Consider the following 21,735-nt stretch of genomic DNA (forward strand, 5'->3'; position numbering starts at 1 on the left):
GTGCTTCCCACCATCTGGTTCATCGCCATCGCCGTGCTCTGGCTCGGCTACCTGCTGCTCGAGGGGTTCGACCTCGGCGTCGGCATGCACATGCTCGTCACCGCCAGGAGCGACGGCGAGCGGCGCGTCATGCTCAACACCATCGGACCGGTCTGGGACGGCAACGAGGTCTGGCTGCTCGTCGCGGGCGCCGGCACGTTCGCGGCGTTCCCGTTCTGGTACGCGTCCCTCTTCTCGACGCTCTACGTGCCGCTGGTGCTCGTGCTGCTCGGCCTCATCGCGAGGGCGGTCGCGATCGAGTACCGCGGCAAGGTGCAGCACGACGCCTGGCGCCGCGCGTGGGACCTCGCGATCGGCATCGGCTCGGCGGTCGTGGCGTTCGGCATCGGCGCGGCGCTCGCGCTCACCACGACCGGGCTGCCGATCGACGCGAACGGCGACCGGGTTGGCGGCCCGTTCGTGTGGTTGAACGGCTGGGCGGTGCTCGGCGGCCTCGCGGTGGTCGGGTTCTGCCTGGTCCACGCGGCGGCGTTCCTCGCGCTCAAGACGGACGGCGCGGTGCGCGCCAAGGCCGCCAGGTGGGTCGTGGTGGGCGCGCCGATCGCGCTGCTGCCGATCGTGGCCTGGGTGCTCGCCGTCCAGGTGCGCACGGGCGGCGCCGTGAGCTGGGCGCTCGTCGGCGTCGCGGTCGTCGCCGTCGTCCTCGCCTGGCTGAGCGCGCGGGGCGGCAGGGAGGGACGGGCGTTCGCGGGCATGACGGTCTTCCTCGCTGCGGGCGCCGGTTCGATCTTCGCGGCGGTCTACCCGGTCGTGCTGCCGTCGACCCTCGACCCGGCGTTCGACCTCACGGTCGCGAACGCGTCGAGCGGCAGCTACACGCTCACGGTGATGACGGTCGTGACCGCCTTCGGCCTCCCGCTCGTCCTCGCCTACCAGGCCTGGTCGTACTGGGTGTTCCGCAAGCGCCTCGACGTGCGGCACATCCCCGGTGTCACGGAGCACCGGGAGCCAGCGTCCCGATGAACCGCGCGACGCGGGACGAACGGATCGAACGGGCGGTGCTCGCCGCGGACGACACGCACGGTGCGGTCGCCGCCGCCGGATGGCTCGCCCAGCGGAGCCGCGGGCGCCCCATCAGCGTCGAGATCGTGGTCGTGGAGGGCGGGGTGCACGCCGCGCCGCCGGGACGGCCGGCGCACCAGAGCGCCGAAGGGGTCGCCTGGGGCATGCGCGAGTACCTCGCCGCCCGGACTCCGGGCACCCCGCTGTCGGTGGCCGTGCTGGAGGGTCCCGTCCTCGAGGCCGTCCACGCGGCGGCCGCGCGCGGCGACCTGCTGGTGCTCGGCTGCAACCGTGGAGGGGCCATGGGACGCCTGCCGATCGCGTCGCGGTCCACCCGGCTCGCCGAGGCGGCGGTCCGCCCGACCGTGCTGGTGCCCGCGACCTGGCAGCCGCACGTCGGACCGGTGGTGGCCGCGGTCGGGACGAACGGCGGCGACGCCGTCGTCGACTGGGCAGCAGCGGAGGCCGCCGGGTCGGGGAGCGAGCTGCTGCTCGTCCGCGGCAACCTGCTGCCGTGGCTCGCCGCGGCCCCGAGCGGCGCGATCCTCGACGCGGCGGTCCTCGACGACGTCGACGCACGACTGCTCGGCCGCGCCGTCGCCCGCGCCCGAGCGGCGCATCCGGACCTGGTCGTGCACGCCAGGCTCGACCACGTCGGGATCGTCCCCGAGCTCGTCGCGGAGGGAGCCCGAGCGGCCCTGCTCGTGCTCGGCACGGGCTCGGGACCCGCGTTCGGCTCGGTGCTGCGGGGCGTGCTCGAGCAGGCCCCGTGCCCCGTCGCGGTGGTGCCCGCCGCGCAGGCGCGGTGACGGCGGGACCTTCGCCACTTCGCCCGGCCGGTCGCCTCGGGTCATCGTCGGACCGTGGAGGAGCGCGGACCCGTGCCGGCGCGGCACGACGTGATCGTCGGCATCGACGACGCGACGGACCCGGTCGATGCGCTGCGAGCCGCCGAGTGGATCGCGGCCTCGTTCGGCGGCCGGCTCGTCGTGGTCGCGGTCGACCCGCGGTCCGGGTCGCGGCGCCGGGGCCGGACGCCCGCGGCACGGCGGCTCGAGGTGGCGCTCGCGCGGGCCTTCGCCGGGAGCCCGCTGGTCCCGGTCGAGACGAGGCAGCGGCGCGGCTCGCGCGCCGCGGTGCTCCTCGCGGAGAGCGCGCAGGCCGCGATGCTCGTCGTGGGCGCGCGGCCCGGCCGGGCGCTCGGGCGCGTCACCGCCGCGTGCGTGGTGCGTGCACGCTGCCCGGTCCTCGTGGTGCACGGCGGCCGGCCCCGGACCCGGCGGCGGGTCGTCGTGGGCAGCGCAGCCGGCTCGGCCGACACCGCGTTGCGGCTCGGGGCGATGATCGCGGCCTGGGCCGGTGCGGAGCTCGTCGCGGTGCGCGCGTTCGACCGACCGGCCGGGCCCTCCTGGACGGCCGGCCTCGTCCCCTCGGTCCCGGAGGTCGTCGCCGCACTGCCCGACCGGACCGCGGCGGTCGCCGATCTCGCGGCACGCCTGCTGATGCTCGAGCACGACGTCCCGGACCGGCTGCGCGCCGCCGTCCGCGACGGGCCCGTCCCCGGCGTGCTGCTCGGCGCGGCCGATCACGCGGATCTGCTCGTCGTGGGCTCGACCGCGAGGAGCACCTGGGTCGCGGGGGCGCTGGGCTCCGTGACGCTGCAGGTCGCCGCCCGCGCCGCGTGCCCCGTCCTGGTCGTGCCGCCACCGGACACCGTCGACCGCGTGGACGACGCGCCGTGGAGCGCGCTCGGGACCAACGGCTCTGCTGCTGGCCCCCTCGGCACCCGAGCCTGACCGCATGCAGACCCCGCCGGTGCTCGAGGCCGTGCGATGAGCCCCGTCGCCGTCGCCCGCCGCGCCGTGACCGGTGCGCGGCCGAGGCGCTCCGCGGTGCGCGTCCCGCCGCGGGCGCCGGACGTCGCGCCCGTTGCCCTGCCGATGGGGACGACGATCGACGACCGCTACCGCATCGACGGCGTGCTCCGGACCGGCGCGATGGCGGTGCTCCACACCGCGTTCGACCGGGTCCTGCTGCGCGACGTGGTGGTGAAGCTGCTCCCGGCCGAGCGGGGAGTCGACCGCTTCGGGCGCCCCGTGGAGTCGGAGGCCCGCATCGCGGCCGCCCTCCAGCATCCCCACCTCATGCCCGTGCTCGACGGCCGCCACGTCCGCATGCCGGACGGTCGCGACGGGCTCGCGATGATCATGGAGCGCATGGCCGGCGGCGACCTCCGGGACCTGATCCGGCGGCAGCCGCTCGCGTGGCAGCAGACCGTGCGGCTCGGAGCGGGGCTCGCGGACGGACTCGCGCAGCTGCACGCGGCAGGCTGGCTGCACCGCGACGTGAAGCCCGCGAACGTCCTGCTCGGCGGCACCGACCCCGGGCAGGACCTGGGGGCGCGCCTCGGCGACTTCGGCGCCGCCACGAGCGCGCACGACGCGGCGGACGGGCCGCTGCTCGGGACCGCCGCCTACCTGTCGCCCGAGCAGGTGCGGGGGTCCGCGGCGACGGACCGCTCGGACGTGTACGCGCTCGGCCTGGTCCTCGTCGAGACGATGACGGGGCGGCCCGAGTTCTCCGGGTCCGCCGAGGAGGCGGCGTTCGCCCGGCTCGATCGGGACGTGACGCTCCCGGACGGGCTGCCCGCACCCGTCGCGCACGTGCTGCGGACGATGACGGCGCAGCGGCCGGAGGATCGCCCGAGCGCGGCAGGAGCGGCAAGGCGGCTGGCGGCGCTCGCGCCGAGCGCCGCGCCCGAGCTCGCCGAGGTCATCCGCTGACGCGGTCCGCCGACTCCGGCATCGGCTCCTCCTGCTCGGGGACGCCCGGACGCCGCCGCCCGAGCGACAGGGAGGCGAGCAGCCCGATCGTGAGGAAGCCGGCCGCCGTCCACGCGGCGAACGCGGTGCCCTCCGAGAACGCGCTCCTGGCCGCCGCGGCGACCGCGCTGGTCGGCCCCTGCGCGGCCAGGCCGGCGATGGCGCCGCCCGAGCTGTTCACGACCGCGTGGACGAGCGGTTCGCTCGTGGCGCGCGCGATGCCGCGGTCGTCGAGCGTGCCCTGCAGCACCGCCTGGGTCCCGCTGTAGAGCACGGTGCCGAGCACCGCGACGCCGAGCGCGGAGCCGACCTGCCTGGCGGTGCTCGCGATGCCCGACCCGGCGCCGGAGGAGCGCACCGGCACGTCGACGAGCACGACGGAGGTGAGCTGCGCCGTGGCGAGCCCCACGCCCGCGCCGTACAGGAAGAGCGCCGGGAGGAGCCAGCCCCAGCCGTCGTCCGGCCGCACGGCGAGGCCGACCAGCGCGACGCCGACGATCTCGGCCACCAGCCCGATCCGCACCACCGTCACCGGCGCGATGCGGCCGCTCGTCGACGCCGCGAAGCCGCTCGCCGCGAACGAGCCGACCGCGAGGGCGAGGAGCACGAGACCGGTCTGCAGCGCGGTGAGGCCCTGCACGTTCTGCAGCCAGATCGGCAACGAGAGGATGACGCCGAACTCGCCGAGGCTCACGAGCACCGCGACGGCGTTGCCGTTCCGGAAGCTCGTGATGCGCAGCAGGCCGAAGTCGACGAGGTTGGGCCGTCCCTGTCGGCCCCGGCGCAGCCCCCGCACGACGAACGCGACGAGCACGACGACCGAGAGCGCGAACGCGACGGGGATGGGGGAGAGGTCGAACGGCCAGCGCCAGGAGCCGATCGACAACCGGGTCTCCGTGGTCCACCAGCCGTACTGCCGGCCTTCGATCAGCCCGAAGGCGAGCAGACCGAACCCGACCGCGACGGCCACCGCACCGAGCCAGTCGATCCTGGCCGCCGCCTTCGCCCGCGACTCGGGGACGAACAGCAGCGTGCCCGCGACGATCGCGGCGCAGATCGGCAGGTTGATGCCGAACGCCCAGCGCCAGGAGAAGGCCGTGGTCAGCCAGCCGCCGAGCAGCGGCCCGACGGCCGCCATGCCGCCGATGGTCGAGCCCCACACCGCGAACGCGATCCCGCGCTCCCGGCCGGTGAACGTGGCGTTGATCAGGGAGAGGCTGGTCGGCAGGATCATCGCCCCGCCGAACCCCTGGAGCACGCGGCTGCCGATGAGCAGCGGCCCGCTGGCGGCGAGCGCGGCGACCACGGAGGCGACGGCGAACAGGACGGCGCCGATCACGAGCAGGCGCCTGCGGCCGATGCGGTCGGCGACGACGCCGAAGACGAGCAGCGTGGCGGCGAACACGAGCGTGTAGGACTCCTGCACCCACTGGACCTCGGTCGAGGACAGGCCGAGGTCGCGGACGATGTACGGCACCGCCACGTTGACGATCGTCGAGTCCACGACGATCAGCGCCACCCCGAGGCTGATCGCCACCAGCCCGAACCACCGGTTCCGGGTTCCCGTCGTCCCCATGCCGCCTCCTGTGCTTCGTTCGCCGAAGTATATGGCGGACGAAGCGCACGCGTCTAGGCTGCCCCCATGGCGTCCGGACCCGCGGAGCGGCCGCGCATGGCGGTCGAACCGGAGACGGTCGCGCTCCGCACGCTGCAGAGCGCGCTCGCGGAGGCGCAGCTCGCGCTCGGCCGGCGGATGCGCATGCACCCCTCCGATCTCGCGGCGATGGACCACATCGCGGGCGCGCCCGGCAGGATCGGGCCGACCGACCTCGCCGGCCGGCTGGGGCTCAGCGCGCCGGCGGCCACGGAGCTCGTCGACCGCCTGGAGCAGGCCGGCCACGTGCTGCGGGAGCGCGACCCCGAGGACCGACGGCGGGTCCGGCTCGTGCCGACCGCGTCGGCGAGGGACGAGGTGCTGGGCGGCCTGCGGGGGCTGCTCGACGCCCTCGATGCGGTCGCGAAGGACCTGCCCGACGAGGACCGCGACGCGGTCCGGCGCTACCTCGACCGTGCCGCGGAGGCCTCGCGGCGCTTCGCCGCCGACGACCCCGTCTGAGTTCCCAGCGGCGTCCCGTCAGCGCGCGGTGTAGCCGCCGTCGACCGTCCACTGGGCGCCGACCACGAACGACGCCGCGTCGGAGAGCAGGAACGCGACGACCTCGGCGACCTCCGCCGCCGTGCCGAGCCGGCCGACCGGGTGCTGGTTCACGAGCGCCGTCCGCGTCTCCTCCGGGAGCACGCCGAGCAGCGGGGTGTCGATGTAGCCCGGGTGGATCGAGTTGATGCGCACCCCCTTCGCCGCGTAGGCGATGGCGGCGGCCTTCGTCATGCCGCTCACCCCGTGCTTGGCGGTGACGTAGGGCGCGGCGCCCGGGTCGCCGACGAGCCCGAAGATCGAGGACATGTTCACGATCGCCCCGCCGCCGGACGCGAGGATGCGCGGGATCTCGGCGTGGAGGCCGTAGAAGACCGCGTTCAGGTTGACGTCGATGAGCCGCCGGTAGCCGTCGAGGTCGACGTCCGCGAGCGGACCGAGCGGCCCGCCGATCCCCGCGTTGTTGAAGGCGAGGTGGAGGGCGCCGAAGCGGTCGACGGCGGCCTGCACCGACGCCTCCACCGCCTGCTCATCGGCCATGTCGCCCACGAAGACGGAGGCCGTGCCGCCGCCGTGCGTGATGCGGTCCGCGACCCGCTGCGCCGCGTCCTCGTGGAAGTCGACGACGAGCACGGACGCGCCGTGCTCCGCGAGCAGCAGGGCCGTCGCCTCCCCGATCCCGGACCCGCCCCCGGTCACGAGCGCCGATCTGCCGGTGAACCGCCCCATCTCGCATCCTTCCGTCGCGTGCCGCTCGAGCGTCGTCGGCGCCGCGGACGGCGGGCAGAGGCGAAAGACCGGCGCCGCTCAGCGGTCCGTGCGGATCCAGTTCTGGACGAGCCGCACGCCGGGGGTCGACCACGCGGCGCGGCCGGCCACCGCGCGGTCGCGCGCGTCCGCTGCGCGCCCCACGAGCGTGACCACCGATCCGTCGCAGCTCACGAGCACGGTCGCATCGCTGCCGGCCAGGTGCAGCGCGTCCTGCACCGCGCGCGCGACGGCCTCCGCGGCCTCCGCGCGGCGGCGCGGCCGGGCGCCCACCAGCTCAGTCAGGTCGGCGATCGCGGCGGACGGCATGCCGGCGACGAGCCGGTCCCGCATCCTCGACCACGTCGCCGTGTCCGGCACGACGCCCCGCACCGTGCGGATCCCGTCGGACTCGCTGATGCGGACGTGCTCGAGCACCTGCTGCGACGACGACATGGCGGCTCCTTCCCGTCCACCGCACCCTGTCGTGCGGCTTGAGGCACGCCAAGGGCCGAAGGTCCGGCCGGCCCGCGGTCAGCGGGTCGGCGCGGTCAGAAGCCGCCCTCCTGGATGTTCGACACGTTCGTGCTCGCCTTCGACCCGTCCGGCGCCCGGTAGCCCGCCTTGTCGAGCGCGGACTGCAGCGACGCCTCATAGGCGAGCGAGGTGTAGGTGGCGCCGCTGATCGTGTCGACGGAGGCCGACTGCTTGGACAGCACCTCGGTCCGCAGCATGGGAGCAGCCGTGGTGCTGATCGCGTACGACCGCGGGTCGTTCTGGTTCAGCTGCACGGTCTGGACCTCGGTGATCTTCCCGCCGGCGAGCGTGACCTTCACCTGGGTGGTCCCGAACCGCGTCGTCTCCGCGGCTCCCGTGTAGCTGCCGGAGCTCGCCGACGAGCCGCTCGCCGAGGAGCCGCTGGACGGGGTGCTCGTCGCGCTCGGGGTGGAGGAGGCGGACGAGGACCCGCCGGTTGAGCCGGACGAGGCGCCGGTGGAGCCGGAGCTCGCCGCGCCGGAGGAGCCGAGGGCGCTCGTGCTCGCCACGGAGGCGGTGTCGAACGGCTTGAAGAGCAGCACGCCCGCGGTGCCGAGGACGGTCGCGGTGATGACGATGGGGGCACGGCGCATGGGGATCTCCCGATCAGAAGGCGAACGACTCGAAGTGGATGCGCTGCGCCGGCGTGCCCGCCTCGCGGCACGCGGCGGCGACCGACTCGGTGAAGGCGTCGGGCCCGCACACGAAGACGTCGCGCTCGGCGATGTCGGGCAGGGCCCTGGTGAGCGTCTGCGCGGTGATGCTGATGCGGTTCCTCGGCCCGAGCGCGGTCCAGAGCGCGCCGTCGCGGCGCTCGACCTCGTCCGCGATCTCGTCCCGCAGCGGGATGTCCGACTCGGTGGACCCGCGGAGCAGTACGGCGACGTCGGCGTGCTCGTCGAGGTCCTGCAGCAGGCTCCTGAGCGGCGTGACGCCGACCCCCGCGCCGACGAGCAGGACCCGGTCGCCGCTCGTCGCATCGGCCGTGAACCGCCCGTACGGGCCCTCGATGAAGACCGGGGTGCCCATCGGCATGGCCGCGAGGTCGCCGCTGTGATCGCCGAGGTCCTTGACCGTGATCCGCATCCGGTGCTCGTGGGGCACGTGCGAGAGCGAGAAGGGGTGCGCCTGCCACCACTCGCCCTTCGTGAGGAAGCGCCACTGGAAGAACTGGCCGCCCGCGACGGGCAGGCGGTCGAGCCGCCGGCCCTCGAGCACCACCGAGACCACGCCGTCCGACTCCGGCACCACCTCGACGACCCGGACCCGGTGCCGCAGCGAGCGGCCGATCGGCAGCAGGATGCGCCAGCCGACCACCGCGGCCAGGAGGAGCACCCACAGCGCCGTCCACCACAGCGTCGCGAGCGGGTGGCCGATGAAGGAGGCCCCGACCTGCACCTGGTGCTGGAACGCGAACAGCAGCGCGAGGTAGGTGTACAGGTGGACGGCCCACCAGGTCTCGTAGCGCATCCGGCGGCGCGCACGGCGGTAGGAGGTGAGGCCGGCCATGAACAGCAGCAGCATCGCGACCGAGGCGCCGAGCAGGCCGGGGTAGGTGAGCACGAGCGACCAGACCTGGGCGAGCACGCCGGTCTGCGCGAGGCCCGCGTATCCCAGCACGATCAGCACCACGTGGGCGAGCAGCAGCCAGAGCCCCCACGGGCCGAGGGTGCGGTGCCAGCGGATCAGCCGGTCCTGGCCGATGACGCGCTCGAGCGGGCCGATGCGGGCCGACAGGGCGACGGTGATCATCATCGCGTACGCCGACAGCAGGCCCGCGATCCGCCCGGCCGCGGTGAGCAGCCCGGGCAGCGTGCTCACGCTCGCGGGGGTCTGCGCCTGGATGCCGAGCGCGATCGTGATCCCGAGCCCCAGCCCCGCGAGCGCCGCGAGCAGGTCGACGACGAACGGCCGGGCCCTCGGCGGCCTGCGTCTCGGCGGCATCGCGCCCATGCGCGCCGGCCGCGTCAGCGTCGCCGTCACGCGGCGCTGCCCAGGGCGTCCTGCGCGGGGGCGACCCGGAGCGGGACCCCGTGCACCATGCGGGGGAACGCCTCCGTGGCGAGCACGCGGCCGTCCGGCAGCACGCTCCAGCACTCGTAGCCGGCCACGGTCGCGACCCTGGCCGGCCCGTCCGCGCCGAGCACGAAGGCGGCGGTCGCCAGCGCGTCGGCGAGCCCGAGGTCCGGTCCGCAGACGGTCGTCGAGAGCGCGGCCGCCGCGGCGGCACCGGAGCGCGGGTCGGCGATGTGGTCGCCGCGCTCGTACCGGCCGGACGTGGCGACCGCGAGGTCGCCGGCCTCCACGACGGTCGCGAGCGCCTCCGGGTCGAACGGGTGGCGCACGCCGATCCGCCACGGCGCGCTTCCCGCCGGGGCCGTGACGAGCACGTCGCCGCCCGCGTTGACGGACCAGTGGTCGCAGCCGCGGGCGCGGAGGAGGGCGGCGGCCCGCTGCACGGACCACCCCTTCACGTAGGCGGAGGGATCGAACCCGGTCGGCCGGTCGGCGTCGAACGCGCCGCCGCTCGCCGCACGGACGGCGTCGCAGGCGGCGAGGACCTCCGTGAGATCCGCGGACCGCTCGTCGTCCCGCAGCTCGCCCCGGGCGAAGCGACGCACCTCGCTGTCCTCGCGGTACGGGCTGAACCGGGCGTCCACCTCGTGCAGCCAGGCGGTCGCGGCCGTGATCGCACCGCGGTGATCGCCTCCGCCCCGCAGGTCGAAGGACACCGCGGTGCCCATGACGTGCTCGACGTGCACGGTGCGCGGGGCGCGGTCGGCGGAGGTCATGTCGTGATCATGCGATGCGCGCCCGGACGCGAGCCGATGGATCACCTGTGCGCCGGCTATGACCGCGGCGCCGATCCTGCGGGATCTCGAAGGAGCCGAGCAGCCGCTCGCCCCCTCCTCGGCGGCATCTGCCATCCTCGCTCCCGTGCCCGACGTGCTGGTGGTGGAGGACGACCCGCAGATGCGGGTGCTGCTCGCCGACTCCCTGACGGACGAGGGGCACCGGGTGGAGACGGCCGCCGACGGGCTCGAGGGCCTGCTCGCGCTGCGGACCCGGCCGTTCGACGTCGGGGTCGTCGACGTCGCGCTGCCGGGCATGAGCGGCGTCGAGCTCTGCCGCCACGTCCGCCGGGAGAGCCTGCCCGTCGCGGTCCTGCTCGTCACGGCGCGCGACGGCGTCGAGGACCGCGTCCACGGTCTCGACTCCGGGGCGGACGACTACCTGGTGAAGCCCTTCGCGCTGTCCGAGCTCTCGGCGAGGATCCGAGCCGTGCTGCGCCGCACCGTCTCGGCCGGCGGTCGGATCGAGGTCGGCGACGTGCTCCTCGACCCGCTCAGCGTGCGCGCCACGGTCGCGGGCAGGACGGTGCCGCTCAGCGTCAAGGAGTTCGCGCTGCTCCGCACCCTCGCGCTGCGCTCCGGCCAGGCGGTGGACCGGAGGACCCTGCTCGCCGAGGTGTGGGGGGACGCGGAGTCGTTCGACGGAGCGATCGTCGACCAGTACGTCAGCTACGTGCGGAAGAAGCTGACCGCCTCCGGCGCCGTGCTCGCCATCGAGACCGTGCGCGGGGTCGGGTACCGGGTGGACGCCGGGTGAGGCGGCCGCGCTCGATCCGCCTCCGCCTCGCGGTGACGAGCGCCCTCATCGCGGCGGTGGTCCTCGCCCTGCTCACCCTCGTCGTGACGATGGAGGTGCGGGCCGCGGCGAACGCCTCCGCGACCGCGCTCGCGCGCAGCGACCTGCTCTCCTACGCCACCGATCTGCGCATGCAGCCCGACGAGGGACCGGACCTCCCGGCGACCGGCCTCCTCGTCTCGGTGACGGCGCCGGACGGCCGGGTCCGGCGGACCACCATGCCGGAGGCGGTGCTGCAGGCGTCCTCCGGCATGACGGGCGACGGCGTCGTCACGACCGCCGCGGGACGGTTCGCGGTCGTCTCCCGCACCGTGCGGACCCCGAGCGGGACCTGGCGGCTGGCCTCCGCGAGGGACCTCACCCCGAGCGACGCGGTCCTCGCGGGGATCTCCGCCACGATGCTCGTCGGCACGCCGCTCTCGGCCGCGGCGGTCGGCGTCGCCGCGTGGCTCGTCGCGAGCGCCGCGCTCCGCCCCGTCGAGCGGCTGCGCGTCGCCGCGGAGCGGCTGCGGAGGGGCAGCGGCCGGCTTCCCGTGGAGGGCGCGCGCGAGCTCACCGAGCTCGCCGCCACCATGAACGGGCTGGTCGACTCGTTGCGGGACAGCGTCGCGCACGAGCGCCGGCTCGCGGCGGACGCGGCGCACGAGCTCCGCACCCCGCTCGCGGTGCTCGCCGCGCAGGTGGAGCGGGCCGGGCGTCGCGCGGATGCCGAGCAGCTCGCCGGCATCGGTGCCTCCGTGGCGCGGCTCACCCGCCTCGCCGACTCGCTGCTCGTGCTGTCGCGGACCGAGACCGAGGGCGAGGCGGTCGGTCGCGCGACGGTCGCCGAGCTGGTCACGGAGGCGATGGAGGTCGTGGACCGCGCGCGGCTCCTCGGGCCGCCGACGATCCTCCTGGACCTCGAGCTCGACGAGGGACTGGACGAGCGCGGCGTGGTGCGCATCGACCCGACGGGGTTCGGCCGGGTGCTCACGAACCTGGTGCAGAACGCGCTCGCCGCGGGGCCCGCCTCCGCCGTCGTGGTGCGGCTGCGCACGGACGGGCGCGACCTCGAGGTCGCCGTGCGGGACGACGGCCCCGGGGTGGATCCCGCGTTCCTGCCGTTCGCCTTCGATCGCTTCGCGCGGTCGGAGGGCGCCCGCAGCGCGGGTGGCACCGGCTCGGGCCTGGGGCTCGCGCTGGTGCGCAGACTCGCCGAGCGGGCCGGCGGCCGCGCCACCCTCGAGAACGCCGTCGACGGGGGCGCGGTCGCCCGCGTCCGGTTCCCGGTGGAGCGGGGCGGCCCGATCGGGTGACCGGCGCTCAGGCGCCGGTCGACCCGAGCAGCACGCCGGCGAGGATCGTCGCGATGAGGGCGAGGGCCCCGCCGATCAGGACCCGGATCGCGGGGCGCAGCGCCGGGCTGCCGCCGAGCCGGGCGCCGAGCACCCCGGTGATCGCGAGCGCGACCAGCACCACCACGACGATCACCGCGATCCGCGCCGGCTGCGGGGCGAGCAGCAGGGCCAGCAGCGGCAGGATGCCGCCCGACAGGAACGCGATCGCCGAGGAGAACGCGGCCGTCCACGGGTTCGCGATGTCGTCCGGGTCGATGCCGAGCTCGGCGTCCAGGTGGGCGGCGAGCGCGTCGTTCTCGGTGAGCTCCTTGGCGACGGTCCTCGCCGTCTCGGCCGACAGCCCCTTCGCCCGGTAGATGCCCTCGAGCTCGGCGAGCTCCTCCTCCGGCGTCGTCGCGAGCTCCCTGCGCTCCTGCGCGATGAGCGCGTGCTGGCTGTCCCGCTGGCTCGACACGGACACGTACTCGCCGAGCGCCATGGAGATCGCGCCGCCGATCAGGGCGGACAGGCCGCCCGCGAGGATCGGCGTGAACGCGGGGGTCGCCGCCGCGACGCCGACCATGATCGCCGACACCGACACGATGCCGTCGTTCGCGCCGAGCACCCCGGCACGCAGCCAGTTCAATCGCCCAGCGGTGATGCCGCCGTGCGGCTCGTCGTGCTCGTCCGTCTGCGCCACATCGCAGAGCGTAGGCACCCCGTCCTGCGAGTCCTCGAATCCCTGTTCGCGGATCCGGAGATCCTGGGCGACACCCCGCGCGCAGGTGTGCCTCCGCGGCGTGTCGCGCCGTTCTTCCGGATCCGCGAACGGTGTGGGATGGCCGCATGGTCGATCGCGCCCTCAGCTTCGGTGCGGCCGCTGCCGCGTACGAGCGCTTCCGCCCCGAGTACCCGGACGAGGTCGTCGAGCGGGTGCTCCGCTGGTCGGGACGCCCGATCCGCACGGCGCTCGAGATCGGCGCGGGGACCGGCAAGGCCACCAGGGCCTTCGTCGCCCGGGGTGTCGCCGTGACGGCGGTCGAGCCCGACGCGGCGATGCTCGGCGTGCTGCGCAGCCGGGTGCCGGCTGCGCGGGCGCTGCAGGCGAGGTTCGAGGACGTGGCGCCCGCCGCCCGCTACGACCTCGTCTTCGCGGCCGCGTCGCTGCACTGGACCGATCCGGGTCGGCGGTGGGACCGCGTCGCCGCGCTCCTGCCACCGGGCGGCGTGTTCGCCTCGTTCGGCGGTCCGATGTGGCTCGCCGACCCGCAGGTCGAGCGAGCGGTGCAGGAGGCGCGGGCGGCCGTCCTCGGCAGCGACGACGTGCCCGCGGCCTACCGCACCTCGGACGACGCGCCGATGCAGTGGCCCGGTACGGAGCTCGAGGCGGCGCCCGCGTTCACCGACGTCGAGCAGCACGTCGTCCACCGCCGCAGCACGCTCTCCGTCGCGGACTGGGTGGGGCACCTCTCGACCCTCTCCGCGTACCTCACCCTCGCGCCGCGGGAGCGCACGGAGGTGCTGGCGCGGATCGCCGCGGTGCTCCCTGAGCAGGTGGAGGCGATCGGCGACGTGGTCCTCCACCTCGCCCGCCGCACCTGACCCGCGGACAGCCCCCCGCGCCTCGCGGGGACCCGGGCGCTCACACGACGGCGTGCACCATCCCGACGGCGGTCACGCGCACGACCGCCGCGCCCGCCTCGTCCGACTCGGCGAGGTCCACGGTCGCGCTGATGCCGAAGTCGTGGTCACCGGCCGGGTCGTCGAAGATCTGCCGGACGCGCCACTCGGTCGGCGTCTCGGTGATGAGGAGCAGCCCGGGCCCGCGCGCGTCGGGTCCCGTGCCGAGCGTGTCGTGCTGCGCCCAGTAGGCGTCCATCGCGTCGGCCCACGCGTCCGCGTCGAAGCCCGCAGCGGCGTCGAGCGCCCCGAGCGCCTCCCAGTCGGCGCGCGCGGCCAGCTGCACCCGGCGGAACAGCTCGTTGCGCACCATCACCCGGAACGCGCGCACGTTCGTGGTGAGGCGCTTCGGCGGGGGCGGCACGAGCGCGGTGTCCTCCGCGTGCAGCGCCGGGTTCGTGAGCTCCTCCCACTCGTCCACGAGGGACGAGTCGACCTGCCGCACGAGTTCGCCGAGCCATTCGATGAGGTCCCGCAGCGTCTCGTCCTTGAGCTCGTCCGGGATCGTCTGGCGCGCCGCGCGGAACGCGTCGGAGAGGTACCGGAGGACGAGGCCCTCCGAGCGGGAGACGGAGTAGAACGCGCAGTACTCGCCGAAGGACAGCGCGCGCTCGACCATGTCGCGCACGACCGACTTGGGGGAGAGCGCGAAGTCGCGCACCCACGGCTGGGACGCCGCGTAGGTCTCGAAGGCCGCGCCGAGCAGCTCCGCCAGCGGCTTCGGGTGGGTGACCTCCTCGAGCCGCTCCATCCGCTCCTCGTACTCGATGCCCTCCGCCTTCATCGCGGCCACGGCCTCCCCGCGGGCCACGAACTGCTGCTGCGCGAGGATCGGGCGCGGGTCGTCGAGGGTCGACTCGACGACCGAGATCACGTCCAGGGCGTAGGTCGGGGACTCCGGGTCGAGCAGCTCGAACGCCGCGAGCGCGAACGGCGACAGCGGCTGGTTCAGCGCGAAGTGCTCCTGCAGGTCGACGGTCAGCCGGATCGACACCGAGCCGTCGTCGGCGACGACCTGCTCGACGACGCCGGCCGCGCGCAGGGTGCGGTAGATGTCGAGCGCCCGCCGCGCGAGCTCGAGCTGCCGTCGCCACGGCTCGTGGTTGTCGAACACGAGCGCGCGCACGTTCGCGACGACGTCGCCGCCGCGCCCGATGACGTTCAGCAGCATCGCGCTCGTTATCTGCAGGTGGGAGGTGAGCGTCTCCGGTTCGGCCTCGATCAGCTTCCGGAAGCTCGCCTCACCCCAGGAGACGAACCCGGCCGGCGCCTTCTTGGCGACCCACTTGCGCCGCTTCTTCGGGTCGTCACCCATCTTCGCCAGCGCTTTGCGGTTCTCCGACTCGTGCTCGGGGGCCTGGACCACGACGGTCCCGGAGGTGTCGAACCCCGCCCGCCCGGCGCGGCCGGCGACCTGGTGGAACTCGCGCGCGGTCAGGTGCCGCATGCGGGTGCCGTCGAACTTCGTCAGCGCCGTCAGCAGCACCGTGCGGATCGGCACGTTGATGCCGACGCCGAGCGTGTCCGTGCCGCAGATGACGCGCAGCAGCCCCTGCTGCGCCAGCTGCTCGACGAGCCGCCGGTACTTCGGCAGCATCCCCGCGTGGTGCACGCCGATCCCGAGCCGGAGCAGACGGGAGAGCGTCCTCCCGAACGCGGTCGTGAAGCGGAACCCGCCGATCACCTCCGCGATCCGGTCCCGCTGCTCGCGGGTCGCCACCTGGGCGGAGGCGAGGGCCTGCGCGCGCTCGAGCGCCGCGGCCTGCGCGAAGTGGACGACGTAGATCGGCGCCTGGTCCGAGTGGAGCAGCTGATCGATCGAGTCGTGGATCGGCTCGAGCTCGTACGAGAAGTGCAGCGGCACCGGGCGGTCGACGCCGGTGACGCGCGCCGTCGGGCGGCCGGTCCTGCGGCTGAGGTCCTCGGCGATGGCGGTGACGTCGCCGAGCGTCGCCGACATCAGCACGAACTGCACGTGCGGCAGCGTGATGAGCGGCACCTGCCACGCCCAGCCCCGGTCCGGGTCCGCGTAGAAGTGGAACTCGTCCATCACGACCTGGTCGACGGGCGCCTCCTGCCCGTGCCGGAGGGCGGCGTTCGCGAGGATCTCGGCCGTGCAGCAGATGATCGGCGCGTCCGGGTTCACGGAGGAGTCGCCCGTCACCATGCCGACGTTCGGCGCCCCGAAGACGTCGACCAGCGCGAAGAACTTCTCGCTGACCAGGGCTTTGATCGGCGCCGTGTACCAGCTCCTCCTGCCCTGCGCGAGCGCGACCGCGTGCGCGCCGATCGCCACGAGCGACTTGCCGGTCCCGGTGGGCGTCGAGAGGATGAGGTTGGCCCCGGAGACGATCTCGATCATCGCCTCCTCCTGCGCCGGGTAGAGCGCGAGGCCGCGGTCCTCCGCCCACTGCCCGAACGCCAGGAACGCGGCGTCCTCGTCGAACGCGCCGTCCGGCAGCGGCGGCGGCATGAGGGTCAGCAGGGAGGCGTCGATGCACCCATCCTCCCAGCCCGCCCGGACGGGCCTGCGGTCAGCACTCGACCACGTTGACGGCGAGGCCGCCCGTGCTCGTCTCCTTGTACTTGGCGCTCATGTCGGCGCCCGTCTGCCTGGCCGTCTCGATCACGGCGTCGAGCGGGACCACGTGCCGGCCGTCGCCGTGCAGCGCGAGACGCGCCGCGACGACCGCCGTGGACGCGGCGATCGCGTTCCGCTCGATGCAGGGGATCTGCACGAGGCCGGCGACCGGGTCGCAGGTGAGCCCGAGGTGGTGCTCGAGCGCGATCTCCGCCGCGTTCTCGACCTGGGCGGGGGTGCCGCCCTGCACCGCGCAGAGCCCGGCGGCGGCCATCGCGCATGCGGAGCCGACCTCGGCCTGGCAGCCGCCCTGCGCACCCGAGATGGAGGCGTTCGCCTTCAGCAGTGAGCCGATCGCCGCGGCGGTGAGCAGGAAGGTGCGCAGCTCGGCGGCCGACGCGTCCGTCGTGCGGGCGTGCAGCAGCATCACCGCGGGCACGATGCCCGCTGCGCCGTTCGTCGGGGCGGTGACCACGCGGCGCCCGGCCGCGTTCTCCTCGTTCACGGCGAGGGCGAACGCCTGCAGCCACTCGGTGCCCACCGGCCGGCCCGCCGCCTCCTCCGCCTCGAGGGTGCGGCGGAGGCCGGCGGCACGGCGCCGGACCCGCAGGCCTCCGGGCAGCACGCCCTCCGCCTCGAGCCCGGCGGCGACGCAGTCGCGCATCGCCGTCCAGACCGCGTCGAGGCCCGCCTCCAGCTCGGCGGGGGAGCGGTGCTGCAGCTCCGCGCGGAGGGCGACGTCCGCGACGGACACCCCGTCGACGCACCTGGCGAGCAGCTCGCGGGCGGTGGCGAACCCGCCGCCGAGCGCGGCGGTCGCGGCGGCCGGACCGCCGTCGCGCTCCACGAACCCGCCGCCGACGGAGCGGTACGTCTCCTCCGCGAGCGGCGGCCCGTCGAGGTCGGCCCACGCGCGGAGGATCAGGGTGTTCGGGTGCCCCGCCGGCCGGGTGTACGGGTCGGTGACGAGGTCTGCGCGGGAGAACGGCACCGGCAGCACGCCGCCGAGCAGCAGCGGCTCGCCGTCCGGATGGCCGCTCCACGCCCCCGCGACGCGATCCGGGTCGCAGGTCTCCGGCTGCATGCCGAGCAGCCCGGCGACGACCGCGTCCGGGGTGCCGTGCCCCATGCCGGTCGCGGCGAGCGAGCCGAGCAGCACGATCTCGAGGCGCACGATGCCTGCGCCCGTGCGCACGAGCCGGTCGGCGAACTCGGCTCCCGCGCGCATCGGCCCCACGGTGTGCGAGGACGACGGACCGATCCCGACGCGGAACAGGTCGAGGGCGGAGACGTAGACGCCGCCGTCCGCCGCGCGCTCCTCGTCGATCCGCATCCGGCGAGTACATCACGTGCGCCTCCGCGGCGCATGCGGCCGCCGGGAGCGACCGGAGGCGTCAGCCGGTGTTCTGCAGGCCCGCCGCGACGCCGCTCACGGAGAGCAGCAGGAGGCGCTGCAGGTCCGGATCCGCCGGCTGCTCCTCCGGCGCCTCGCGCAGGGCGCGCAGGGCGCGCAGCTGCAGGAGCGACAGGGCGTCGACGTAGGGGCTGCGCATCTTCACCGCCCGCTGCAGCACGGGCTTGTTCGCGAGCAGCTGGTCCGATCCGGTGATCCGGAGCACCCAGTCGCGGGTGCGGGCCATCTCGTCGAGCACCATGCCCGCGAGGTCGTCCCGGTCGCCGAGCGCGAGGTAGTGCCGCGCGATGCGGCCGTCGGCCTTCGCGAGGCCCATCGCGACGTTGTCGATCATGGTGCGGAAGAGCGGCCAGTCGCGGTACGCCTCCGCGAGCAGCGTCGCGTCGCCCACGGCCTCGAGGGCGCTGCCGAGCCCGAACCAGCCGGTCAGGTTGATCCTCGCCTGCGTCCACGAGAACACCCACGGGATGGCCCGCAGATCCTCGAGCGACTCGACCGACAGCCCGCGCCGCGCCGGCCGGGAGCCGAGCGCGAGGAGGCCGATCTCCTCCATCGGGGTGACCGTCGCGAACCAGGGGGCGAACCCGGGCGCCTTGACGAGTGCGAAGAAGCGCTCGCGCGAGGTGCGGTCCATCACCGCGGCGACGTCGGCGAACCGGGTCGCCGCCTCCTCGTTCCGCCGCTCGATGGACGGGGCGGAGGCGAGCAGGACCGCGGCCGCGACCTGATCGATGTGCCGCATCGCGATGTCCCAGCTGCCGTAGCGCGCGAAGATCACCTCGCCCTGCTCGGTGAGCTTGAACCGGCCGTCGACGGAGTGCGGCGGCTGCGCGAGGATCGCGGAGTTCGCCGGTCCGCCGCCGCGCCCGAGCGCCCCGCCGCGGCCGTGGAACAGCGTGAGCTCGATCCGCTGCTCGCGCGCCCACTCGGCGATCCGCCGCTGCGCCTCGTAGAGCGCGAGGGTCGCGGCGACCGGTCCGACGTCCTTCGACGAGTCGGAGTAGCCGAGCATCACCTCGAGCCGGCGGCCGGTCTCGTCGAGACGGCTCGCGAACTCCGGGTGCTCGACGATCTCGGCGAGGATGCCCGGCGCCGCCTGCAGGTCCGCGAAGGTCTCGAACAGGGGGATCACGTCGAGCACCGGCGGGGTGCCGTCCGGGCCCACCGCCGCCCGCGCGAGGCGGTGCACGTTCGCGAGGTCCTCGGCCGACTGGGTGAACGAGACGATGTACCTGCCGGCGGCACGGCGGCCGTAGCGCTGCTGGATCTGCGCGACGGTCCGGAAGACCTGCAGCACCTCCTCCGCCAGCTCGCTCGGCGTGCCCGACGCGAGCTCCGCGAGCACCCGTCGGTGCACGGCCGAGTGCTGCCGCACCTCGAGCTCGGCGAGGTGGAACCCGAACGTCTCCACCTGCCAGATGAGGGACTGGAGGTGCCCGTACGCCTGGCGGGAGGCGCCGGCCGCGACGAGCGAGTCCTGCACGACCCGCAGATCCGCGAGCAGCTCCTCCGGGTCCCGGTAGGCGAGGTCCGCGTCGCGCGTCCTGGTCGCCGCGATGCGGCGCGAGACCAGCAGGAGGATGCGGCGGTGCGGCTCGTCGGGGGAGCGCTTGGCGATCTCCGCGGCGGCGTCCTCGTCGGCGGCCCGGAGGCGCTGCCACAGGCCGAGCACCGCGTCCGACGGGGGCGTGGTCGACGCGTCGAGGGTCAGGCCCCTGCCGACCCTCGCCGCCGTGCGCTCGAGGCCGAGGAGCACGTGCTCGCTCGCGATCGCCGCGGCCTGCTTCGTCACCGAGGCGGTGACGAACGGGTTGCCGTCGCGGTCGCCGCCGACCCAGGTGCCGAGCCGCATGAACGGCCGCACGAGGGGCGCGCTGTCGCCTGACACGTCGCCCTGCAGCGTCTCGTCGATGCGCCGGTAGACCGACGGCACCGCCGTGTAGAGCGTCTCGTCGAAGACGGCCATGATCGACCGGACCTCGTCGACGGGGGAGGGCTTCTCGGCGCGGAGCGGCGCGGTGCGCCAGAGCGTGTCGATCTCCTCGAGCATGCGGCGCTCGACGCGGGCGCGCTGCGCATCCACGAGGGCGTCGTCGTGGTCGTCGAGCAGCTCGGCGATGCGCCGGATGCCGTCCGACACCGCGCGCCGCCGCGCCTCCGTCGGGTGCGCCGTGAAGACCGGGTGGAAGCGCATCGCCTGCAGCCGCGCGAGGGCGGCCTCGTCGCCCACCTCCTCCGCGAGCCGGGCGAGGGCGGCCGGGACCGTGTCCGAAGGGCGCTTGCCGGGGATCCCGTCCCGCTCGCGCAGCACGCGGACCCGCTGGTGCTCCTCCGCGACGTTGACGAGGTGGAAGTAGGCGGTGAAGGCGCGGGCGACCTCGTCCGCGCGCTCGACGGTCAGCCCGTCCGCGAGGCGCACCGCCTCCGCGAACGCCTGGTCGCTCTCGTCCCGATAGGCCTGGATCGTCGCGGTGCGCAGCCGCTCGACGTCCTCGAACAGACCGGGGGAGCCGCTCTCGCGCAGCACCCGGCCCAGCAGCTCGCCGAGCAGCCGCACATCGCTGCGCATCCGCTCCGGGATCTCCTGCTCGGCCACGTACCGGCCGACGACGTCGACCGTGTTCAGGGTGTCGGACATGCGGTCCACGCTAGGGCCCACGTGTTACGGGTTCCGTCACGGACGTCATGTTCCGCGGATCCGCGCCGGTCGCCGCAGCGCGGGGCGAGGATGGCGGGGTGGACCCCGAGGAGCGCTGCCCGTGCGGTGGCGGCGCGTACGCGGACTGCTGCCGTCCGTTCCACGACGGCGCGGCGGCCCCGACGGCGGAGGCGCTCATGCGCTCCCGGTACTCGGCGTTCGCGCTCGGCCTGCCGGCCTACCTCCGCTCGACCTGGGCGCGCGCCACCCGGCCTCGCACGGTCGACCTCGACCCCGGGATCACGTGGCGGCGGCTGCAGATCGTCGACACGGCGAGGGGCGGCCAGGACGACGCGACCGGTGTCGTCGAGTTCCGTGCCGCGCACCGGGGACCGGACGGCGCGGGCCTCCTGCACGAGCGCAGCCGCTTCGTGCGGGAGGCGGGTCGCTGGGTGTACCTGGACGGCGAGCTGTTCGACGGCTGACGCCTCAGCGGCGTCGGCCGGCGCTCGGCGGCTTCCGTCCCGTGCGGGCGCGCTTCGGCTGCGCGCGACCGGCGGGGGCCGACCGCCGCGTCGCCGCCTCCTGCGGCTCCGCCGCCACCTCCCCGCGGGAGCTGTTGGCCGTCCGTCCCCTGACGATGCCGATGAACTCGTCGACGAGTGGGCCGCCGGTGTCCCGCAGCCACACGAGGCCGATCCTCGTCGACGTCGCGTCCGTGATCGGGCGCGCCACCACGTCGCGCCGGCCCGTGCCGCGGAACACCGACTGGGGCATCCGCGCGATGCCGTGCCCGGCCGCCACGATGTCGAGCACGGCGTCGTCCCACCCCGGGACCAGCTCCTCGTCCGCGAGGTCCGCCTCGGTGACCGCGTCGAACACCTTCACCGGATGGTCCTTCGCCGCGACGACGACGGGCGTCTCCTCCCACAGCGGGATGACGTGCACGTCCTCCGCGTCAACCGGCAGCCGCGCGAACACCATCGCGACGCCGGAGCGGAGGGCCTCCTGCACGTCCCCCACCGGGACGACCTGCAGCGGCACCTCGGGCAGCCGCTCCCGCCAGACGCGCACCCAGCGGTCGGGGGTGACGCCGGCGACGACGCCGATCACGAACGGGTCGGGCACCGGCCCG

General features: G+C 74.9%; 20 protein-coding genes. 9 read left to right on the forward strand and 11 right to left on the reverse strand.

From position 1 onward, the window contains the following. The 4 genes from cydB to ACTHLI_RS11150 are packed head-to-tail and all read left to right on the forward strand — an operon-like array spanning position 1 to position 3,845. Positions 1-1,023, forward strand: a complete 1,023-nt coding sequence (gene cydB / locus ACTHLI_RS11135) for a cytochrome d ubiquinol oxidase subunit II (protein WP_440183564.1) — start codon at positions 1-3, stop codon at positions 1,021-1,023. Beyond that, entirely contained in the window at positions 1,020-1,871 is an 852-nt protein-coding gene (locus ACTHLI_RS11140; protein ID WP_440183566.1) for a universal stress protein, read from the forward strand. The genes cydB and ACTHLI_RS11140 overlap by 4 nt, the downstream gene beginning before the upstream one ends. A 54-nt stretch (positions 1,872-1,925) precedes the next feature. Then, on the forward strand, positions 1,926-2,858 hold the full coding sequence (locus ACTHLI_RS11145; RefSeq protein ID WP_440183568.1) for a universal stress protein: 933 nt from the start codon (positions 1,926-1,928) through the stop codon (positions 2,856-2,858). A gap of 36 nt (positions 2,859-2,894) precedes the next feature. After that, the gene (locus ACTHLI_RS11150; RefSeq protein WP_440183569.1) at positions 2,895-3,845 is read left to right on the forward strand and encodes a serine/threonine-protein kinase; all 951 of its coding nucleotides are present in this window, start codon (positions 2,895-2,897) and stop codon (positions 3,843-3,845) included. Here the strand turns inward: ACTHLI_RS11150 and ACTHLI_RS11155 are convergent. Then, positions 3,835-5,460 (reverse strand): DHA2 family efflux MFS transporter permease subunit, encoded by a 1,626-nt coding sequence (locus ACTHLI_RS11155; protein ID WP_440183570.1) that lies wholly within the window; start codon positions 5,458-5,460, stop codon positions 3,835-3,837. The two genes, ACTHLI_RS11150 and ACTHLI_RS11155, sit on opposite strands and share 11 nt — an antisense overlap. Before the next feature lie 66 nt (positions 5,461-5,526). On the opposite strand from ACTHLI_RS11155, the gene ACTHLI_RS11160 reads away from it, so the two are divergent. Next, positions 5,527-6,000 (forward strand): MarR family winged helix-turn-helix transcriptional regulator, encoded by a 474-nt coding sequence (locus ACTHLI_RS11160; protein WP_440183572.1) that lies wholly within the window; start codon positions 5,527-5,529, stop codon positions 5,998-6,000. An 18-nt stretch (positions 6,001-6,018) separates the two neighbouring features. Here the strand turns inward: ACTHLI_RS11160 and ACTHLI_RS11165 are convergent, their stop codons facing one another. The 5 genes from ACTHLI_RS11165 to ACTHLI_RS11185 form a co-directional block, all read right to left on the reverse strand. Then, positions 6,019-6,768 (reverse strand): SDR family NAD(P)-dependent oxidoreductase, encoded by a 750-nt coding sequence (locus ACTHLI_RS11165; RefSeq protein ID WP_440183573.1) that lies wholly within the window; start codon positions 6,766-6,768, stop codon positions 6,019-6,021. A 78-nt stretch (positions 6,769-6,846) separates the two neighbouring features. Further along, a complete protein-coding gene (locus ACTHLI_RS11170; protein ID WP_440183574.1) occupies positions 6,847-7,242 on the reverse strand; it encodes a BON domain-containing protein in 396 nt (131 codons plus the stop codon). Between the two features lie 95 nt (positions 7,243-7,337). Beyond that, on the reverse strand, positions 7,338-7,916 hold the full coding sequence (locus ACTHLI_RS11175) for an FMN-binding protein (RefSeq protein WP_440183576.1): 579 nt from the start codon (positions 7,914-7,916) through the stop codon (positions 7,338-7,340). Between the two features lie 13 nt (positions 7,917-7,929). Next, positions 7,930-9,306: a ferredoxin reductase family protein gene (locus ACTHLI_RS11180; protein WP_440183578.1), complete on the reverse strand. Its 1,377-nt coding sequence runs from the start codon at positions 9,304-9,306 to the stop codon at positions 7,930-7,932. Next, entirely contained in the window at positions 9,303-10,115 is an 813-nt protein-coding gene (locus tag ACTHLI_RS11185) for an FAD:protein FMN transferase (RefSeq protein WP_440183579.1), read from the reverse strand. The genes ACTHLI_RS11180 and ACTHLI_RS11185 overlap by 4 nt, the downstream gene beginning before the upstream one ends. A gap of 145 nt (positions 10,116-10,260) precedes the next feature. On the opposite strand from ACTHLI_RS11185, the gene ACTHLI_RS11190 reads away from it, so the two are divergent. Then, entirely contained in the window at positions 10,261-10,932 is a 672-nt protein-coding gene (locus ACTHLI_RS11190; RefSeq protein ID WP_440183581.1) for a response regulator transcription factor, read from the forward strand. Continuing rightward, positions 10,929-12,266 carry a sensor histidine kinase gene (locus ACTHLI_RS11195; protein ID WP_440183582.1) on the forward strand — a complete coding sequence of 446 codons (1,338 nt, stop codon included), beginning with the start codon at positions 10,929-10,931 and terminating at the stop codon, positions 12,264-12,266. The genes ACTHLI_RS11190 and ACTHLI_RS11195 overlap by 4 nt, the downstream gene beginning before the upstream one ends. Before the next feature lie 7 nt (positions 12,267-12,273). On the opposite strand, the gene ACTHLI_RS11200 is transcribed toward ACTHLI_RS11195, so the two are convergent. After that, on the reverse strand, positions 12,274-12,987 hold the full coding sequence (locus ACTHLI_RS11200) for a VIT1/CCC1 transporter family protein (protein WP_440183583.1): 714 nt from the start codon (positions 12,985-12,987) through the stop codon (positions 12,274-12,276). Positions 12,988-13,133: 146 nt separating this feature from the next. Between ACTHLI_RS11200 and ACTHLI_RS11205 the strand changes: the two genes are divergently transcribed. Continuing rightward, on the forward strand, positions 13,134-13,889 hold the full coding sequence (locus ACTHLI_RS11205) for a class I SAM-dependent methyltransferase (RefSeq protein ID WP_440183585.1): 756 nt from the start codon (positions 13,134-13,136) through the stop codon (positions 13,887-13,889). Positions 13,890-13,929: 40 nt separating this feature from the next. Here the strand turns inward: ACTHLI_RS11205 and ACTHLI_RS11210 are convergent, their stop codons facing one another. The 3 genes from ACTHLI_RS11210 to ACTHLI_RS11220 all read right to left on the reverse strand — a co-directional run bounded on the left by ACTHLI_RS11210 (position 13,930) and on the right by ACTHLI_RS11220 (position 20,600). Continuing rightward, the gene (locus ACTHLI_RS11210; RefSeq protein WP_440183586.1) at positions 13,930-16,440 is read right to left on the reverse strand and encodes a DEAD/DEAH box helicase; all 2,511 of its coding nucleotides are present in this window, start codon (positions 16,438-16,440) and stop codon (positions 13,930-13,932) included. Positions 16,441-16,501: 61 nt separating this feature from the next. Beyond that, positions 16,502-17,881, reverse strand: a complete 1,380-nt coding sequence (locus tag ACTHLI_RS11215; RefSeq protein ID WP_440183588.1) for an L-serine ammonia-lyase — start codon at positions 17,879-17,881, stop codon at positions 16,502-16,504. Positions 17,882-17,942: 61 nt separating this feature from the next. Next, complete coding sequence (locus ACTHLI_RS11220; protein ID WP_440183590.1) at positions 17,943-20,600, reverse strand: phosphoenolpyruvate carboxylase; 2,658 nt, start codon at positions 20,598-20,600, stop codon at positions 17,943-17,945. Between the two features lie 98 nt (positions 20,601-20,698). Between ACTHLI_RS11220 and ACTHLI_RS11225 the strand changes: the two genes are divergently transcribed. Further along, positions 20,699-21,085: a YchJ family protein gene (locus ACTHLI_RS11225; RefSeq protein ID WP_440183592.1), complete on the forward strand. Its 387-nt coding sequence runs from the start codon at positions 20,699-20,701 to the stop codon at positions 21,083-21,085. Between the two features lie 4 nt (positions 21,086-21,089). Here ACTHLI_RS11225 and ACTHLI_RS11230 read toward each other — a convergent pair whose 3' ends face one another. After that, on the reverse strand, positions 21,090-21,728 hold the full coding sequence (locus ACTHLI_RS11230; RefSeq protein WP_440183593.1) for a LysR family transcriptional regulator substrate-binding protein: 639 nt from the start codon (positions 21,726-21,728) through the stop codon (positions 21,090-21,092). Positions 21,729-21,735: the final 7 nt, after the last annotated feature.

It is taken from the genome of Amnibacterium sp., from assembly GCF_051956055.1.
Classification (GTDB): Bacteria; Actinomycetota; Actinomycetes; order Actinomycetales; family Microbacteriaceae; genus Amnibacterium.

Bases quoted from the DNA above. Each gene is read 5' to 3' on its own strand.
- ACTHLI_RS11205 (WP_440183585.1), top strand. From the start codon at position 13,134: ATGGTCGATCGCGCCCTCAGCTTCGGTGCGGCCGCTGCCGCGTACGAG.
- ACTHLI_RS11175 (WP_440183576.1), bottom strand. From the start codon at position 7,916: ATGCGCCGTGCCCCCATCGTCATCACCGCGACCGTCCTCGGCACCGCG.
- ACTHLI_RS11160 (WP_440183572.1), top strand. From the start codon at position 5,527: ATGGCGTCCGGACCCGCGGAGCGGCCGCGCATGGCGGTCGAACCGGAG.
- ACTHLI_RS11185 (WP_440183579.1), bottom strand. From the start codon at position 10,115: ATGACCTCCGCCGACCGCGCCCCGCGCACCGTGCACGTCGAGCACGTC.
- ACTHLI_RS11215 (WP_440183588.1), bottom strand. From the start codon at position 17,881: ATGCGGATCGACGAGGAGCGCGCGGCGGACGGCGGCGTCTACGTCTCC.
- ACTHLI_RS11165 (WP_440183573.1), bottom strand. From the start codon at position 6,768: ATGGGGCGGTTCACCGGCAGATCGGCGCTCGTGACCGGGGGCGGGTCC.
- ACTHLI_RS11155 (WP_440183570.1), bottom strand. From the start codon at position 5,460: ATGGGGACGACGGGAACCCGGAACCGGTGGTTCGGGCTGGTGGCGATC.
- ACTHLI_RS11210 (WP_440183586.1), bottom strand. From the start codon at position 16,440: ATGCCGCCGCCGCTGCCGGACGGCGCGTTCGACGAGGACGCCGCGTTC.
- ACTHLI_RS11140 (WP_440183566.1), top strand. From the start codon at position 1,020: ATGAACCGCGCGACGCGGGACGAACGGATCGAACGGGCGGTGCTCGCC.
- ACTHLI_RS11220 (WP_440183590.1), bottom strand. From the start codon at position 20,600: ATGTCCGACACCCTGAACACGGTCGACGTCGTCGGCCGGTACGTGGCC.
- ACTHLI_RS11150 (WP_440183569.1), top strand. From the start codon at position 2,895: ATGAGCCCCGTCGCCGTCGCCCGCCGCGCCGTGACCGGTGCGCGGCCG.
- ACTHLI_RS11170 (WP_440183574.1), bottom strand. From the start codon at position 7,242: ATGTCGTCGTCGCAGCAGGTGCTCGAGCACGTCCGCATCAGCGAGTCC.